Origin of the sequence: Collinsella aerofaciens, from assembly GCF_015554145.1 — a bacterium.
In the GTDB taxonomy this organism is placed as follows: domain Bacteria; phylum Actinomycetota; class Coriobacteriia; order Coriobacteriales; family Coriobacteriaceae; genus Collinsella; species Collinsella aerofaciens_AA.
In genome coordinates, this window is the sequence record NZ_JADNHZ010000003.1 from 104541 (window position 1) to 121766 (window position 17226).

Genomic DNA, 17226 nt, shown 5'->3' on the forward strand with positions numbered 1-17226 from the left:
TTTTGTCAATGTCACGCTGTTGCACTAAATAAGCTTCGTGCTTTCAAGCTTTTCGATGATCCAGTCGTTGGCCTTGATGACCGGGCGGCGGAAGACGACGCCCAGGCCCAGCGACGGAATCAGATAGCTCGCCAAGATACCCAGCTCAACCCAGTACTCCATATGGTAGGCGCCAGCCATGGCGGCGTGCATGGCGTTGATGCCGTGGGTAAACGGCAGGAACGGGTAGATCGCCTGGAACACGGGGCCGGTCATCTCGATGGGGAACGTGCCGCCCGAACCGCCGACCTGCATGACCAACAGCACGACAGCGAGCGCCTTGCCGATATCGCCAAACGAAACCGTAAGCGTGTAGACGATATTGGAGAACACGAGACTCGCGACCCAGCCCGCCAGCACAAACTGCAGCGGGTTGTCGCACTGAATGCCAAAGAACAGAATGTCGCCCGCGCACACGAGCGTTGCCTGCAGCAGGGCCAAACCGCCAAAGAACAGGTAACGGCCCAGATAGATCTCGTGCAGGCGTACGGGGATGAGCTCGTTGATGAGCTCGTCGTCGACCGAGACCTTCATCATGGCCGCCAGTACGATCGAGCCGACCCAGAGCGACAGAATCGTATAGAACGGCGCCATGGCCGAACCGTAGTTGCGGATCGGATAGACCGGCTTGCGGTCGAGCGCAACGGGGCCGGAAAGCGACACGGCCAGGCCCTCGGGGTCGTTGCCGATCATCGTCTTGATCGTCGCCAGGTCACCCGACATCAGGGCGCCGTCGAGCTCGTCCTTGAACGCGCTGATCTTGTCCGACGCCTCGCCCAGCTGATCGGAAGCCTTGTTGACCAGCTTTGCGGCCTTGGAGAGACCCTTTGCCAGCGAACCGGATGCGTCGGTCAGGCCGGCAACAGCGCTATCCAGGTCGCCCGAGATGCCGTCGAGCGAATCCAGAACGCCCGAAATAGTTTTCTTGAGCTCCTTGGCCTTGACCGAGAACGTGGAATCGTAGTCGGACTTAGCGCCCGAGATGCCCGCCTTGGCATCGGCGATGGCCTGGTCGACCTCGGCACGCGTGCTGTTGACCTCTGCCATGCTGTCGGAAAGGGACTTTGCGGTTGCCCTCAGGTCGTTGGCATTGTTACGATACTCCGTCGCGATCCTGCCCAGCGATGTAGCCACAGACTTGAGGCTGTCCTGGAGCTTTTCGTCACTCACCTGATCGGCAAAGCTGCGGAGCTGGTCGGCCGTGTCGTCGATTTCCTTGGCGCGCGATTCGAGTGCCGACGCGGCTTCGTTGAGCTGGGTCACCGTAACGTTGACATGCTGGTTTGCGGCGTCGAAAGCCTTCGCGAGCTCGGCGGACACGTTGTCAAACGAGCCCGCACTTCCGTCAATCGCGGCGTTGATGGCGTCGTTGGCGGCCTTGAGTGCTTCCTTGGAATCACTAATGCCGCTCTCGGCGTGCTCCATCAACTGCTTGGTAGATTCATCGACCTTACCCGTCTGCTGGAGCATACCGCTCGCCGACGTCAACGAATCGGAGGTCGAGCTCAAAATGCCCGCCAGCGAAGTCGCGTTGGCTTGAACGTCCTGCAGGTCCTCGACCGAATCGCCCAGTGTCGAGGACAGGTTGGCGATAAAGCTGCTGACCTGATCGGTGCTCATGTAATCGAGCAGGCTGGACACGGTCTTAAGGCCGATGGTCGTGATGGTCTTGGTAAAGGTCTCATTCACCTGGCTCTGGACGGCGCTCGAACCCTTTTCGGTCACGATCTGGGCGATGGCGTTAGCCTTCTGGTTTTCGTAGAACTCGATGTCGGCGTGCTTCACGTTGGTCGAGAAAAGCGTCATCATGTCGGCGCTAAACGTCTTGGGGATAACGACGGCGGCATAGTATGTGCCCGACTTAACGCCCTCAATCGCCTTATCGCGGTCGTTGAGGACAACCCAGTCAAAGTTCTCGTTACCGCGCAGGGTCGCCGTCACGTTTTCGCCCACGTTGATCTCGACGGGAATCAGGTCGCTCTCGTAGCCCTCATCGGTGTTGACCACTGCAATCTTAAGGTTGCCGGTATTGCCGTACGGATCCCAGCTGCCGGCGATGTTAAACCACGCGTACAGGCACGGCACGATAATGAGGCCCATCACGACGACCATGCCGATCACGGAGCGAGACACGTTTTGGACATCACGCTTAAACAGGTGCAGGATGTTCTTCATTTATGCCTCACCTCCTTTAGAGTGCTTGCCAAGCAGGGTGGTATCTCCATCATTTGTAGCTGTGCTGTCGCTGCCCTGAGATTTACGATGCGCACCAATATGCGGCAGACGGCTCGTGGGCTGTTCGCTGTCCTTGGTGCCCCGCTCGCTGGCGTTGAGACCAAACATGCGACGGGCGGCAGGGATGGCAGCCGTGTGCTCGCGCATCTCGCGGCGCAAGTCCTCGTCCGAAAGCGCCGAGATGCGCATCTGGGTGTTGAGGCTTGCACGGATGTACTCGATGTTGATGAGCCAGCCGCAGATGGCAATGACCGAGATAATCCAGATAACGAGCAGGATGATCTTGCCGTTATTGTCGATATCGAGCACCGTCGAAAGCACAAAGAGCAGAACCTGCACGCCTACCACGGCGGCAAAACCGCCCTTGATGTAGTACGGGTAGCGATGCTCAAACGCCACGGCATGATCGAGCAGCTCGCGACGGTACGAATCCGAATCGAGCATGACGCGCATGGCCGTGCGCAGCGAATAGCGCTGGCGCGGTAGGTCGTTGGACTCGCAGATCATGAGGCCCGTCGTGGAAAGCTGCTTATCAAAGAGCAGATTGAGGTTGAGCAGCAACGGGCGCAGCTGCAGACCGATAAAGAGCGCGATGGCAAGGAACACGCCCAGGATGCACAGGTTGAACAGGTAGTTGAACGAATACATGCCACCGACGGTCTCGCGCAGCAGGTTGATGCCATAAGTGAAGGGCAGCAGCGGATGCAGCCATTGGAAGAAGCCGGGCATCATCTCGATGGGATACATGCCCGACGAGCCGGGGATCTGCACAATGACGAGGATGACGCCAATGGCTTTACCGATATGCTTAAACGTGGTGGACAGCGCATAGATGATGTTGACGTAGGTGAACGAAATAGCGATGCCGCCCAGTACAAAGAGCAGCGGATTGACGCACTGAACGCCAATGACTAGGTCGCCCACCGTAACGATAATGGCCTGGAACGCGCCCAGGATCACCAGCAGCAGCCAGCGGCCAAAGTAGCCCTGACGCGCCGTAAAGCTACCGATGCCCTCGCGGTCGACCTCGAGTTTATAGATAGCGATGAGCACATAGCCGCCTACCCACAGCGCCAGATTGGTGTAGAAGGGCGCGATGCCCGAGCCAAAGCTCTTGACCGGATAGATTGACTTGGACGTCAGCTCAACCGGAGATGCCATGAAATCTGCCACGTCATTGACGTCGACGTCCATGAGGTCGGCTAACTCGCCCATAGACTCAGAGGTCCGCAGCGCCGCAATGTCATTGGCGGCGGTCGCGAGCTTGTCCTGAACCTTGGCAAGGGAGGCGTCGGTTTGGGATAGCGTGGTCTTTGCCTGCTTGAGCGTGGCGTCGAGCTGCGCCAGCGTGCCGCGCGCGCTCGCTATCGTGGGGGTCATACCCGACACAATGCCGGTCAAATCGCCCGAAACGGCGGCAAAGGAATCAAGCGCGCTCGAAGCCTTCGGAAGTGCGTTCTGACCCAGATCGGTCTGAGCCTGACCGAGGTTAGCCGTACCGGTCTGAATTGCCGCGTTGAGTGCGTTGCTCGCGTTCGAGATTGCCGTAGCGTCGTTTGCCATGGCGCTCGACTGTGCAGAAAGGCCATCCTTGATGCTCTGCAGCTTCTGGTTTTGCTCGCGAAGCGAATCGATGGTCGATACAATGCGCGCGTCAATTTCCTCGGAACCTGTCGACGCGTCATTAACGAGAATCTCCAAGTGTCCGATAACGACCTTATTGTGATCGATCGTCGCCTGGAGAGACTCGAGCGAGTTGTCGATGCGGGTGGTCGTAGATGTGACCGTACCCGTTAGCTTGCCAATCGCAGCGTTCGCGGAGGCTGACGTCTTGGTGAGTGCAAGGCTACCTTCCGAGAGTGCCTTGGAGAGCGAGGTGATAGAGTTGCCCGCCGTGGCGCGAGCCTCGCCCAGCAGGTCGTTGCCCTGGGAGATCGCCTGCGTTAGAGAGGGCGCCTGCCCCTGCAGGCCCGCCAGCGCAGCATCGGCCGAAGCAATCGAGCTGCTCGTCTTGTCGATGGCGGTGTTCATGTCGCCGATGGAATCGCGTACTTCGCCCAGGGTATCAGACGCCTCGGACACCGAGCCCGCCAGCGAATCCCGGGTCTGGGTCGCCTTGTCTTTAAGGTCGATGCCAGCATCTTTAGCAATGCCCGCGACGGTCTCGCCCACCGTGGAGACAAACTCCGAGTTGATCTGCTCCTCGATGGTATTGGCACCAGTGTCGGTGACCTTGGGCGCAATAGCGCTCTTCTTCTCGTTGACGTAATAGGTGAGCTTCGGCTGATGGTAATTGCCATCGAGCATCGAAACAAGATTGTCGGAGAAGTTCTTGGGGATTACGATGGCCGCATAGTACTCACCACTCTCGACGCCCTCTTTGGCATCGGCGGCCGAATCGACGAAGGTCCAGCCCAGCTGATCGTTCTCCTTGAGCTGATCGACGACCTGGTCGCCCGCGTTGAGCTCGCCCACCAAGTCATTCTGAGTGCCCTGATCGTTGTTGGCGATGGCAATCTTGATACCTTGGGTGTTTCCGTACGGATCCCAGTTTGCCACGATGTTGTACCAGGCATACAGCGAGGGGATAACGCACACGCCCAGGGTAACCACCAAGGCGACGGGGTTCACAAGCAGTCGCTTAATGTCGCGCTTGAATATCGCAAAGGAGACCTTTGCGTTGGATAGTTTGCTGCCGAGACTCACGCTTGGACCATCCATCCTGTCGTTGAATCGAATCGTACTATCGACAACCATTGTACGTAGGCGCTTTAGTGCCTCGCGGCACAATGGTGCTGAGTTTTGCGGGTAGCAATATACTACGAAGATGAGTTAGTGTACAGTTGTACAGTATCTTTAATTTCAGCAGGTCACAAAACCACAGCCCGCACAAATTAGCAGTCCGAATAAATAGTCATTGGAACTAGTCATTGGGGACGTTCTTAAACGACTACTCAAACAAGAACGTCCCCAACGACTAATTTAAGAACGTCCCCAATGACTACTTTGGACCACGAAAGCGTCGCAGGTTGAGCATAAGTCAGCGAAAACGCCCCTAAGCGAGCAAGGTGACGTGAAAGAGGAGGGAAGCGTACTTTGGTACGCGACCGACGATTGAACGTCAGATTGCCGCTTAGGGGCGTTTGCAGCGTCGACCGGTCCGTCGTTCGTTAGAACGACGGAACCAATAGGTTCGTTAGAACGGCGGAACCGATTACATAAGTTCGCAAACAGCCGCCGCGAAGGCAACGGGGTCCTCGGGGAGGATACCCTCGACCAGCAGGGCCTGATCGTAGAGCAGGCCGGAGTACTGCTTGATCTTGTCGGCGTCACCTGCCTTCTGGGCAGCGACAAGCTTGTCAAAGACCGGGTGCTTGGCGTTGAGCTCGAGCACGCGCTGGCTCTTGGGCATGCCGTCGGGCGCACCCTCGGGTCCCTTCTGGAGCACCTTCTCCATCTCAAGCGAAAGCGGGCCCTCGGTGGTGATGCAAGCGGGGGCATCGGTCAGGCGCGCAGAGACGGCAACCTTCTCGACCTTGTCACCGAGCGCCTCCTTCATAGCGCTAAAGAGGTCCTCGTTTTCCTTGGTGGCGTCCTCGGCCTCCTTCTTCTCGTCATCGGTCGCCATGTCAAGATCGCCGGTCGCGACGTTCTTAAGCTCCAGGTGACGATCCTCGACCTCGGGCTCGGCACCATCGGCAACTGCCTTCTCGGCAGCCTCGCGAGCAGCGTCATCCTCGTAGACCTTGGGCATATCGGCAGCCACGTACTCACGCATGGCCTGGAAGGTGAACTCATCCACGTCCTGCGTCAGCAGCAATACATCGTAGCCGCGGTCGAGCACGCCCTTCACGACGGGCATCTTGGCCAGACGCTCGCGCGAATCGCCGGCGGCGTAGTAGATGGCCTTCTGGCCCTCGGGCATGCCCTTGGCATACTCGGCAAGGGTGATCATCTTCTGCTCCTTGGCAGACCAGAACAGCAACAGGTCGGCGAGCTCGTCGGCCTTCATGCCGTAGCTCGAGTAGATGCCGTACTTCAGACCGCGACCAAAGTTCTCAAAGAACTTCTCGTATGCCTCGCGGTCGTTATCGCGCATGTCCTCAAGATCGGCAGTGATCTTCTTCTCGACACGCTTGGCAATGGCCTTGAGCTGACGGTTCTGTTGCAGCGTCTCACGCGAGATGTTGAGCGTCACGTCGGCAGAGTCCACGACACCGCGCACAAAGTTGTAGTAGTCGGGCAGCAGGTCGTCGCACTTCTCCATAATCAGCACGTTGGAACTGTAGAGCGCCAGGCCCTTCTCGTAGTCCTTGCTGTACAGATCGAACGGGGCGCGACCCGGCACAAACAGCAGCGCATCGTACTCAAGCGTACCCTCGGCATGGAAGCTGATAGTGCGCGCGGGATCGTCAAAATCGTGGAACGTGGACTTGTAGAACTCGTTGTAATCCTTCTGCTCAACGTCGGAGCTGCGCTTTTTCCAAATCGGCGTCATGGAGTTGATGGTCTCGAGCTCCTGGTAGTCCTCGTACTCGGGCTTGTAGTCGTCGCCGGCGTCCTCGGGCTTGGGTTTCTGGCGGCTCTTGCTCACCATCATCTGAATCGGGTAGCGCACATAGTTGCTGTACTGCTGAATCAGGCTCTTGAGGCCCCACTCGGTCAGGAAGCGATCGTAGGTCTCGGCCTCGCCGTCGGCGTCGAGCTTCTCGTTCTCGCGCAGCGTCAGGATGACATCGGTGCCGTGCTCGGCGCGCTCGCCGTCTTCGATGGTGTAACCCTCAAGACCATCAGACTCCCACACGTGAGCGGTGTCCTCCCCATAGGCGCGGCTGACAACCTTTACGTGGCTGGCAACCATAAAGGCAGAGTAGAAGCCCACGCCAAACTGGCCGATAATGTCGACATCGGAGCCCTGTTGCTCGGCGTTCTCGGTCTTAAACTCCTCGGAGCCGGAATGGGCGATGGTGCCCAGATTGCGCTCGAGCTCCTCGGCGGTCATGCCAATGCCGTTATCCGAGATGGTAATGGTGCGGGCGTCTTTATCAAAAGAGACGCGAATAGCCAGGTCGCCCTGGTCGAGCTTGACACTCGGGTCCTGCAGGCTCTTAAAGTTGAGCTTGTCGACGGCGTCGCTCGCGTTGGAGATAAGCTCGCGCAGGAAGATTTCCTTATTGGTGTAGATGGAGTTGATCATGAGGTCGAGCAGTTTTTTGCTCTCGGTCTTAAATTGACGCATGTGCAGTCCTTTCGCGCTACCCCCGTCCGCAAAAACGGCCCGGTTGCCCGAGCCGCATCGCAGACCTGCTATGTTTAGACTTAGATTTTATAACCCATTAGCGCGCATATATACATACGGAATCGAAAAACTGTATGTCCAAACGCTCTGATGCGCCAATTGCCAAGGGGTGTCCCCGACTGCCGGCAGGAAAGGAACGTCCCTATCTGCCATCTACGCGCTTGGCCATCCAAGCATGGGGCTGGCCCTCGTCTTCGTAGTCCACCGGGGCAATCTGCGTGTAACCCGCCTTGGCATAGAGCGGCAGCACGTATTCCTGCGCATGCAGCTTAATGAGCTTGGCGCCGGCATCACGCGCGCACGTATCACTGGCCTCGACAATCTTGCTCGCCAAACCGCGACGGCGCATGCTCGGCAGCACGGCCACGCGCCCCATAATGTAGGTCTCCCCCGCCGCGACGCCTTCGTCCAAGTCGCACGCCGGCGACACCGGAGCCTCTGCGTCAGCCGCGCGCTCAAGCTCTTCGGGAAACACGCGCGAGCAACCGGCAAGCTCACCGTCTACATAGAGCGTCACATGGATGCAGTTCGGATCCTCGTCGATAGCGTCAAACTCATTCTCGTAGCCCTGCTCGTCCATAAAAACGACGCGGCGCACCAACGCCGCGTCATCAAAGCATCCCGTCTTAAGTTGGATATCCATGGCTGCCCTTTCATTCAATGCGAACGTTAGGGACGGATTTTAGCGAAAATGAGCTCCGCGCACGCTAAACTTCGCGCGAGCCTTCGCCAGGCAGTCGTAATGACCCACGTTATGGGCATCGCTCGCGATGAAGCTGTACAGGTTCTGATCAAACAGGCGCTGTGCCGGCTTTTTCTCGCGACCAAAGCGACCGCCGGCAATAAAGTCCGCCGAAGCCTGCAGCTTGCAGCCCATATCGACCAGGCGCTCCGCCACGCTTACATCCTTTTGAACCGCACGATAGCGCTCAGGATGAGCGATGATCACCTGGTAGCCACGGCACTGCAAATCGTAAATCGTGTTCTCGTACTCTCTAAACGCATACGCATCGGCATGCGTCGAAAGCTCGAGCAGAAACTCGTTGGTCCCATCGAAATGCAAGTGATCCGCGGCATCGATACCAAGCTCAACGAGCTTTCGATGGTTGACCTCGAAGCCCATCTGGAGCGGAAAACCGTCAGCGTTATCGCGCAGCAGCTCAAAGGCATCCCACATCTTGTCGTAATCAAAATAGGGATCACGGCAGTGAGGAGTGCAAACGATTCTGGTTACACCGGCCCGCTTGGCAGCCTCGAGCATCGCCAAGCTCTCTTCGAGATCGGCGGCGCCGTCGTCTACACCCGGCAAGATATGGCAATGAATGTCACGCATAGGTCAGCCTTAATCAACTAAACGTTTGCTCGGTTGGTGAAGATGCCCTTTTTGGAAGTGCCCTGATCGTCGGAGCCCTTCTTAACCTTCTTACCGTCCTTGGTGTAGTAAGAATAGAGGTACTCGCTGGTCTCGGTCTCACAGTAATTCATGACGGTACCGATGAGCTTGACCTTCTCGGACTTCTTAAGCTGGGCGATAGCGTTGAGCGCCTCTTCGCGCTTGGTAAAGTCCTCGCGCACCACGAACAGCGCGCCGTCAGTCAAGCTGGCAATCTCGGCAGCATCGATGAAGGTGCCGACCGGAGGAGCATCGAAGATGACGTACTGGAACTTGGCGGACAGTGCCTTTACCAGCTTGGCAAAGCGATGGGAGACGATGATGTCGGCAGGATTGGGAATGTGCGGCTCGGCATCGAGGAAGTAGAAGTTCTTCTGACCCGTCTCGACAATTGCCTGGTCAATGGAGATCTGCTCGGAAAGGACCGCATAGAGTCCGCCGCGCGAACGAACGCCGAGCATATCGGAAAGGGACCTGCGGCGCATATCGGCCTCGACCAGGAGCACGGACTTGCCGCTCGTGGCGATTGCCTGAGCAAGGTTAATGGAAACCGTAGACTTGCCCTCGTTGGGAATCGAGGAGGTAACGGTGATGGTGCGAATGGGGTCGTCCACGCTCGCAAAGCGGATGTTGGCCAGAAGGGTCTTGGCGGCATTCTGCACAACGAGCTTATCGGTGTTCTTTGCCTTAGCCATGCCTATTTACCACCTTTCATAGCCGGAATTCGGCCAACAACGGGAATACCCAGGAGCTCTTCTGCCTCTTCGGCACCGCGGATGCGGGTATTGAGCATGTCTGCCAAAACGACATAGGCAACTGCGATAAAGATACCGGCGAGGAACGCGACGGCAATATACAGCGTGCGCTTGGGGCCGCTGGGGGCTTCGGGGGTCTTAGCCTCGTCGATAACGTTGATGCTCTGGGCAGCGCCGACGTTCTGAGCGACCGTACTCACCGAGCTGGCAATGGCCTTTGCGACCTCAGCCGTCTCCTTGGCATCGGTGCCGGTAACCGAAAGCGTAATGACACGCGTGGTGGTCTCGGAGGAAACAGACACCTTGTAGTCATCCAAATCGGTGAGGCCCAGTTCTTTGGCGGCGCCGCTCTTAACGCTATCGCTATCCAGCAGCGTGGCGATATCGTTGGAAAGCATCTGGCTCGCCGAGAGATCGTTGTAGCTCATCTGACCGCTATCGTCGGTCTTGGCGAGAATGTACATGCTCGTCGTCGCGGTATAGGTGTTGTCCATCGCAACGAAGGACACGATGCCCATGGCGATCGCGCAGACCACCGGAAGGGTGATGACCAGCTTGAGGTGCTTCTTCAGCAGCTGGAACAGTTCGAGAAGGGTCATGCAGCTTGCCTTTCATTTCCCCAGTTCGGATTGACAAAACTGTCCGTATGTTATCGCATCTTTTTACCGAGACCAAACTCTATACATAAGAAACAGGCTCTCCTGTAAAAATGTCGGAAGCAATCGTAAAATTGCACAACAACGCCGCACCCGAAAGTCAAATGCGGCGTCTACATCAATATCTGTGTTGTATCGCTATGCGAATGGCTCGTCCTGCTGTACGGGAAACGTCACCGTAATGGTGGTTCCCACGCCCAACTCGCTCGACAGATCAAGCGTGGCGTGATGATACAGGGCCGCATGCTTGACAATGGCAAGCCCCAGGCCGGTTCCGCCGCGTGCCTTGGACCTACTCTTGTCCACGCGATAGAACCGCTCAAATACCTTGCCCTGTTCTTCAGGCGCGATACCGATTCCCGTGTCGGCGACAGCGAGGAACGGATGGCCTTCGTCGTTGGTGCCGCACTGCAGCGTAACCGTACCGCCGGGCCGATTGTAGCGGATGGCGTTGCTTGCCAGATTATAGATGAGCTCGTCGACCAAGCGCGACACGCCTTCGATGACCACAGGCTTGGTCTCATGACTTATCGTCACATTCGCTTGACGGGCGACCTGTTCAAGACGCTGCTCAACCGCGTAGATCGCACGCGAGAGCTCAATAGGCTCCGTGGACCCAATGGGCACTGCCTCGCCTTCAGTTGCACGTTCGGCCTCGTCCAAGTTAGACAGCGTAAGGATGTCGTTGACAAGCGCTGCCAAGCGGCCCGCCTCACGATAGATGCGACCGCCAAAGTTGCGCAGGTCGTCCTCGCCCTCGACCATGCCATTTGCGATGAGCTCGGCATAGCCCGAAATCGCCGTAAGCGGCGTCTTGAGCTCATGGGTGATATTCGCCGTGAACTCGCGGCGCATACGGTCGTTGTCCGCTAGCACCGCCATTTGGCGCTTGAGTTCCTGGCGCTGCGACTCGATGCGCTCAAGCATGGGGACCATCTCGGCATAGGCGTGCTCATAGCTACGGCGTGGGTGATCCAAATCCACCTCTTGCAACGGCGCGATGATGGCACGGGACTCACGGCGCGCCATAAAAAACGAGAGTACTGCACCCGCTGCTGCGATAAGCAGCATCGGCCCCAGCATCGACAGCAAAATCGCCGCAACGCCAGGCTGGGCCTGCGCCAAGCGAACGACCTGGCCGTTATCAAGGGTGACGGCGCGATACAGCATAATCTCGTCGAGTGTAGAGCTTGCGCGCTCCGCGGAACCCGAACCACTCTCAAAGGCCTCGATGACCTCGGGGCGATCGCCATGGTTGGGCAGTGTGGAAGGCGACGCCTCGTTGTCGTAGGCAACAGATCCGTCCTTATTGATCAGCGTGATACGAAGATCCTCGCGATCGAGGCTTCGCAAGAACGGAATGGGCTCCTGCTGCTCGTCGAGGGCGGCAGCAATGAGCTCGGTTTCCTGCGCCAGATTGGCACTCGTGGCATCCGCCAAAGTGTTTTGCACAAAGAACGCACCCAGCACCGTAAACGCCACGATAACCGCCATGGCGCAGACAAAGATCGTCACAAAAACGCGGTGCGACAGCGTATGTTTTCCCTGGGGGGCGAAGACCACGGGTTACTCCTCCGATGCGGTGGCCGCGGTGTCGTCGCCTTCGGCACCATCACCGGCAGAAGGCTCGGCCAGGCGATAACCCACGCCGCGCACGGTCTCGATGGCGCTGGCATGCTCGCCCAGTTTTTGGCGAAGCGTCTGCACGTGCACGTCAACGGTGCGCGAACCGCCGTCGAAGTCCCAGCCCCACACGCTCTGCAGCAACGACTCGCGGGTAAAGACCACGCCGGGCTTGCGCATGAGGTACTCGAGCAGGTCGAACTCGCGCAGGGTGAGCTTAAGCGGCTCGCCGGCAACGGTCACCTCGCGATGGCTAGGCGAAAGCACGATGTCGCCCACGCTGAGCACATCGCTCGCCTGCTTGACCATGCCGCCGCGACGCAGCAGTGCGCGGCAGCGGCTCGCAAGCTCCATGAGCGAAAACGGCTTAGTCAGGTAATCGTCGGCACCGCCATCGAGCGCCATCACCTTGTCGAGTTCGGTGTCCTTGGCGGTAAGCATCATGATGGGCACCGTCGCCGTCAGGCGATCGGCACGCAGGCGACGCATAATCGCCAAGCCATCGGTGTCGGGCAGCATGATATCGAGCAGCACAGCATCGGGCACCCGTCGCGCCACGGCAGCTTTAAACTCGCCATCACACGAAAAGCCCTCGGCCTCGATTCCCTGCTTGCGCAGCGCGTAGACTGTCAAATCCCTGATGTTGTCATCGTCCTCGACGTAATAGATCATGTTGAACCCCTTTGCGGCCGATATGACCGCATCTTAACCCTAAAGGCACCTGTAAAAGACAGCGTCAGCCAAAACGCCCCGTCAAATAATCCGCGGTGCGCGGATCGGACGGATTCTTAAAGAGTTGCGCGGTGGGCGCGTGCTCCACCAGCTCACCCAGCAAAAAGAACGCAACCGAATCGGAAATACGCGCGGCCTGCTGCATGTTGTGCGTCACGACCACCAGCGTGCAGGTCTCCTTGAGCTCGCAGGCCAGCTGCTCCACCACCAACGTCGACACAGGGTCGAGTGCCGAAGTCGGCTCGTCCATCAGCAGAATGTCGGGCTGCACGGCAAGTGCGCGGGCGATGCACAGGCGCTGCTGCTGTCCACCCGAAAGACCCAGGCCCGACTCTTTGAGCTTGTCCTTGACCTCGTCCCACAGGGCAGCGCGACGCAGGGAGTCCTCGACCAGCTCATCGAGCACGGCGCGGTCGCGCACACCCATACCGCGAGGACCGTAGGCGACGTTGTCGTAGATGCTCATGGGAAATGGGTTGGGGCGTTGGAACACCATGCCCACGCGCTGGCGCAAACGGCAGATGTCGCAATCGCCCAGGATATCTTGACCATCGAGCGCAATCTTGCCCTCGATGCGGCAATCCTTGATGCCGTCGTTCATGCGGTTAAAGCAGCGCAGCAACGTGGACTTTCCGCAGCCCGAAGGCCCGATGAACGAGGTGATCTGCTTGTCGCGGATCTTGATATTCACGTCCTTGAGCGCATGGTGGTCGCCATAGAACAGGTCGAGGCCCTCGACGTCGATGCGCGTCGGCGAGGCGGCAAGATCCTCTGCCGTGGGGCGAGTCGCATCCCCAACCTCGCGCTCATGCGCGGCCTCGGCCTGCGCTTCCATGAGTTCTTCAAGCTCCGTGGGCTCCACAGCCGCAGCAGCCGTCATACCGCACACCTCCATATCGATATCAATTCAGCAGTATCGATAGTAGGAATCGCGGCTCATACGCACGTGAGCACATTGTCAAGTGTTTGTAAGGGCACGCTAGCTATGCGGCGGGCAGCTCGATGGTGAATATCGTGTGTTCGGGCGTCGATTCACATGCAACGGTACCGCCGTGTGCCGCGATGATCTCCTTGGCAATAGCAAGGCCCAAACCGGCACCACCGCGATTGGTCGCACGCGCCGCATCCAGGCGATAGAACTTCTCAAAGATCACCTTGAGCTTAGCCGCAGGGATAGGATCGCCCTGATTGATAAAGCGCACGCGCACGCCGCCATCGTCTTGGCGCCTGGCCTCAATCGTGATAGTCGAGCCCTCATAGCTATAGGCGACGGCATTTTTCATGATGTTGTTGAACACGCGGGCCATCTTGTCGCCATCCACGAGCACCGTCAGGTCCTCGCGAATATCAACCTGGGCTTCCTTATGCTGCTCGTTGAGGATGGGATAGAACTCGTCAGCCACCTGAGCCAGCAGCAACCCCAGATCAACATAGCCGCGCGTGAGCACGATATCGTGGAAGTCAAAGCGCGTGATATCGAAGAACTCTTCGATGAGTGCATCGAGCCGGTGCGCCTTGTCGAGCGCCACGCCCGTAAAGTGTGCACGTTGCTCAACCGGTAGCTCAGGAGCCTCTTGCAGCAGCGAAAGATAGCCCACCACACTGGCAAGCGGGGTGCGTAGGTCATGTGCCAAGTACGTGACCAGATCGTCCTTGCGATGAGACTCGTCACGCAAGGCCTGTTGCACCTTGCGCTCGCGATCGCGCACACGGTTGAGTGCGCCCTCGACCTCCAGGAAGTCGCCATCGATGTTGTCCCAGGTGTCGGGGTGATCGATCAGGCGATCTTGAATACGAGCGGCCAGCACACAATCGGCATGCTGCTCGCCCTGCTCATAGCCCTGGTAGTACAGGGCGCGGCCGCAAAAGAACAGCACGCACACGGCAAGCGCCAGCACAAAGCCAAGCATGTTGAATACAAAGCCGGCATCGAACAGCACCGGCCTTTCGATGCCGCCGAGTGCCATGGCGCCAATCGCCAACGTCATGGCCCACGCGGCACCGCCAATCACCACGCAGCGGCGTACGATTTCAAATCGATCGATCAGCAAAAAGCCGACAAGCAGCACCGCCAAGATTCCAGCGATGTTATCGATGCCAATCAGCAGCAGGCTCAGCAAAAAGAGCAGCACCGTTGCAAGCGCGCGGTTGTCGACGACCGACCTCACGTATTCAAAGAGTCGATCGGGCACCTCGAATGCCCGCCTATCGTCTTTTGTCATATCCACTTCCCCACCATCAAAGGCGTTATTCGATTATGTAGCCGACGCCCCAGACGTTTTTGATAAAGCGCGGCTTTTGAGCGTCGTCACCGATCTTTTCGCGCAGGTGGCGAATGTGCACCATCACCGTATTGTTGGAGCCGGGCATAAAATCCTCGTTCCACACCGCGCGGAACAGATCCTCCACGGCCACCACACTGCCGCGATGCTCGACCAGATACAGCAAGATGGAATACTCGATGGGCGTGAGGCGCACCGGCGCACCGTCCACCATTACGGAACGAGCATCGCGGTTGATCTCCAGGCCGTCGAGCTGGATGATCGGCGACTCGGCCACCTGCGCGCGGCTACCGTAGCTGGTGTAGCGGCGAAGCTGAGCATGCACGCGCGCGATGAGCTCAAGCGGACGGAACGGCTTAACCACGTAATCGTCCGCGCCAAGCGAAAGGCCCTCGATCTTGTCTTGCTGGGCATCGCGCGCCGTCAGCATGATCACGGGATAGGTATGGCTGGAACGGATCGTACGCAGCAACTCAAGCCCATCGATATCGGGCAGCATGACATCCAGCAGCGCCAGATCGAACTCCTGCTCCAAGATTGCCTTGGCAGCGTCGGCCCCGCTATAGGCGACCTGTACATCAAAGCCTTCTTTTGTAAGGTAGATACCAACCAAGTCGGCGATGGCCTTTTCGTCATCAACTACCAAAATGTGCTCGTTCATGCGTGCTCCTCTCGCGCTCCATTATGCCCGAGGGGGCGCATGCCACACACAACAAGCGTGGGTGATTAAGTCGGCCTTAAGCACCCTTGTGCCCGTTCGGGCGCGGATGTGGGCCACGCACGCACGCGATGATCGCCGACACCGGCAAACGATATACTCTAGTTCCAGAAGAGACCATCCCGTCGAAAGCGAAATCTGTGAAGTCCCTCACCTCTTTTGCAAAGCGCTCAGCTCAGCTTGCCGCCGGCTTTGTCTGCGCTATCGCCCTTGCCGCTGGCGTGCCCACCGTCGCCGGCGCCCAAGTACTCACGACCGACAATGTTTGCGGCAAAACCGCCGATGCGCGCGGCATCACGGCCGAAAATCTGCCCGATATCGATGCGACCAATGCGCTCGTCATGGGCAAAGACGGCACCGTCTACTATGGGCGCGGCGCCGATGAGCAGGTTAAAATCGCCTCGATCACCAAGGTCATGACCGCAATCCTAACCGTCGAGAATTGCAAGATGGACGAGAAGGTCACGGTGAGCAACGACGCAGCCACCGTGGGTAATTCGACCGCCGGCTTGCTCGAAGGTGACGAGCTTACCGTGGAGCAGGCACTGCGCGGCCTGATGATTCCCTCGGGCAACGACGCCGCCGTCGTGCTCGCCGAATATGTGGGCAAGAAGATCGACCCTAAGACCAAAGACGCCGAGGCAACCTTTGTGAAGGCCATGAACGAGCGCGCTAAGAAGCTCGGCTGCACCGGTACGCTTTTTGAAAACCCGCATGGTCTGGACTTTGATGAGTGGGCTGGCGATATGCACTCAACCGCACACGACGTAGCGCTGATGATGCAGGAGGCCATGAAAAACGACACGATCCGCGAGGTCGTAGCGAGCGAGGATTCCTGGATCGAGGTCACGGGCGCCGACGGCACCGACCATTCGCATTCCATGGACACGCATAACTATTTGCTGGGCCAAGATGGCAACATCGGTGGCAAGACCGGCACCACCGACGACGCGGGCTATTGCTTTACGAGCGCCTACAACCGCGACGGCGACGAGATCTACACCGTCGTTTTGAACTCCACCACCACCGACCAGCGCTTTACCGATACCGCAACCCTTGCCAATTGGTACTACGGTCACAAGGTGACGGTCGCAATCGCCAACACACAGGAAAAGACCGCCAACGGCAACCCGCTTATGGCGCGCATTGGTCAAACCGACTGGACGGATAAGACGATCGACGCCACACTCGCCGATCCCACGGCGCAAGCGACCGTGTTTTCCCTTGCCGGCGAGGTGACCGAAAAGGTTAGCTACGACGATCTTTCGGGCACGGTGCATGTGGGCGACAAGGTGGGCAGCGTCACGCTCAAGCAGGACGGCACCAAGATCGCCGTCATGGACCTAGTTGCCGACGAGGAAGGCGCAGGGCCGAATCCCATTGAATGGCTACTCGTGAAGCTCGATCGCTTGGGCCGTCGCATCGACAACCGCCCACTCACGGCAGAAAGCGAGACCGTCGCCAAGGCGCCCGAGGTGTAGGGCGCAAGAATAA

The 17226-nt window shown here is 58.4% G+C and carries 13 protein-coding genes; 1 reads left to right on the forward strand and 12 read right to left on the reverse strand.

The genetic code is table 11. The features are described from left to right. Positions 1 to 24: 24 nt before the first annotated feature. The 12 genes from I2E13_RS02040 to I2E13_RS02095 form a co-directional block, all read right to left on the reverse strand. Entirely contained in the window at positions 25 to 2214 is a 2190-nt protein-coding gene (locus I2E13_RS02040; protein ID WP_117776935.1) for a YhgE/Pip domain-containing protein, read from the reverse strand. Continuing rightward, complete coding sequence (locus tag I2E13_RS02045; RefSeq protein WP_271817567.1) at positions 2215 to 4980, reverse strand: YhgE/Pip domain-containing protein; 2766 nt, start codon at positions 4978 to 4980, stop codon at positions 2215 to 2217. 508 nt (positions 4981 to 5488) lie between these two features. Beyond that, positions 5489 to 7513 (reverse strand): molecular chaperone HtpG, encoded by a 2025-nt coding sequence (gene htpG, locus I2E13_RS02050; RefSeq protein WP_195404056.1) that lies wholly within the window; start codon positions 7511 to 7513, stop codon positions 5489 to 5491. A gap of 202 nt (positions 7514 to 7715) precedes the next feature. Continuing rightward, complete coding sequence (locus tag I2E13_RS02055; protein WP_117637372.1) at positions 7716 to 8216, reverse strand: GNAT family N-acetyltransferase; 501 nt, start codon at positions 8214 to 8216, stop codon at positions 7716 to 7718. A 39-nt stretch (positions 8217 to 8255) separates the two neighbouring features. Next, complete coding sequence (locus I2E13_RS02060; protein ID WP_055250497.1) at positions 8256 to 8906, reverse strand: tyrosine-protein phosphatase; 651 nt, start codon at positions 8904 to 8906, stop codon at positions 8256 to 8258. A 17-nt stretch (positions 8907 to 8923) separates the two neighbouring features. After that, a complete protein-coding gene (locus I2E13_RS02065; RefSeq protein WP_195404057.1) occupies positions 8924 to 9661 on the reverse strand; it encodes a CpsD/CapB family tyrosine-protein kinase in 738 nt (245 codons plus the stop codon). Positions 9662 to 9663: 2 nt separating this feature from the next. After that, on the reverse strand, positions 9664 to 10320 hold the full coding sequence (locus I2E13_RS02070; RefSeq protein ID WP_055250503.1) for a YveK family protein: 657 nt from the start codon (positions 10318 to 10320) through the stop codon (positions 9664 to 9666). A 195-nt stretch (positions 10321 to 10515) separates the two neighbouring features. Next, complete coding sequence (locus tag I2E13_RS02075) at positions 10516 to 11940, reverse strand: sensor histidine kinase (protein ID WP_271817568.1); 1425 nt, start codon at positions 11938 to 11940, stop codon at positions 10516 to 10518. 3 nt (positions 11941 to 11943) lie between these two features. Further along, entirely contained in the window at positions 11944 to 12672 is a 729-nt protein-coding gene (locus I2E13_RS02080; protein ID WP_089572665.1) for a response regulator transcription factor, read from the reverse strand. Between the two features lie 64 nt (positions 12673 to 12736). Beyond that, a complete protein-coding gene (gene pstB / locus I2E13_RS02085) occupies positions 12737 to 13612 on the reverse strand; it encodes a phosphate ABC transporter ATP-binding protein PstB (RefSeq protein ID WP_192934545.1) in 876 nt (291 codons plus the stop codon). A gap of 103 nt (positions 13613 to 13715) precedes the next feature. After that, a complete protein-coding gene (locus tag I2E13_RS02090) occupies positions 13716 to 14954 on the reverse strand; it encodes a sensor histidine kinase (RefSeq protein ID WP_195404058.1) in 1239 nt (412 codons plus the stop codon). A 25-nt stretch (positions 14955 to 14979) separates the two neighbouring features. Beyond that, entirely contained in the window at positions 14980 to 15675 is a 696-nt protein-coding gene (locus tag I2E13_RS02095; protein ID WP_195404059.1) for a response regulator transcription factor, read from the reverse strand. A 197-nt stretch (positions 15676 to 15872) separates the two neighbouring features. On the opposite strand from I2E13_RS02095, the gene I2E13_RS02100 reads away from it, so the two are divergent. Further along, positions 15873 to 17213, forward strand: a complete 1341-nt coding sequence (locus I2E13_RS02100; RefSeq protein ID WP_195404060.1) for a D-alanyl-D-alanine carboxypeptidase family protein — start codon at positions 15873 to 15875, stop codon at positions 17211 to 17213. The last annotated feature ends 13 nt before the right edge of the window (positions 17214 to 17226 follow it).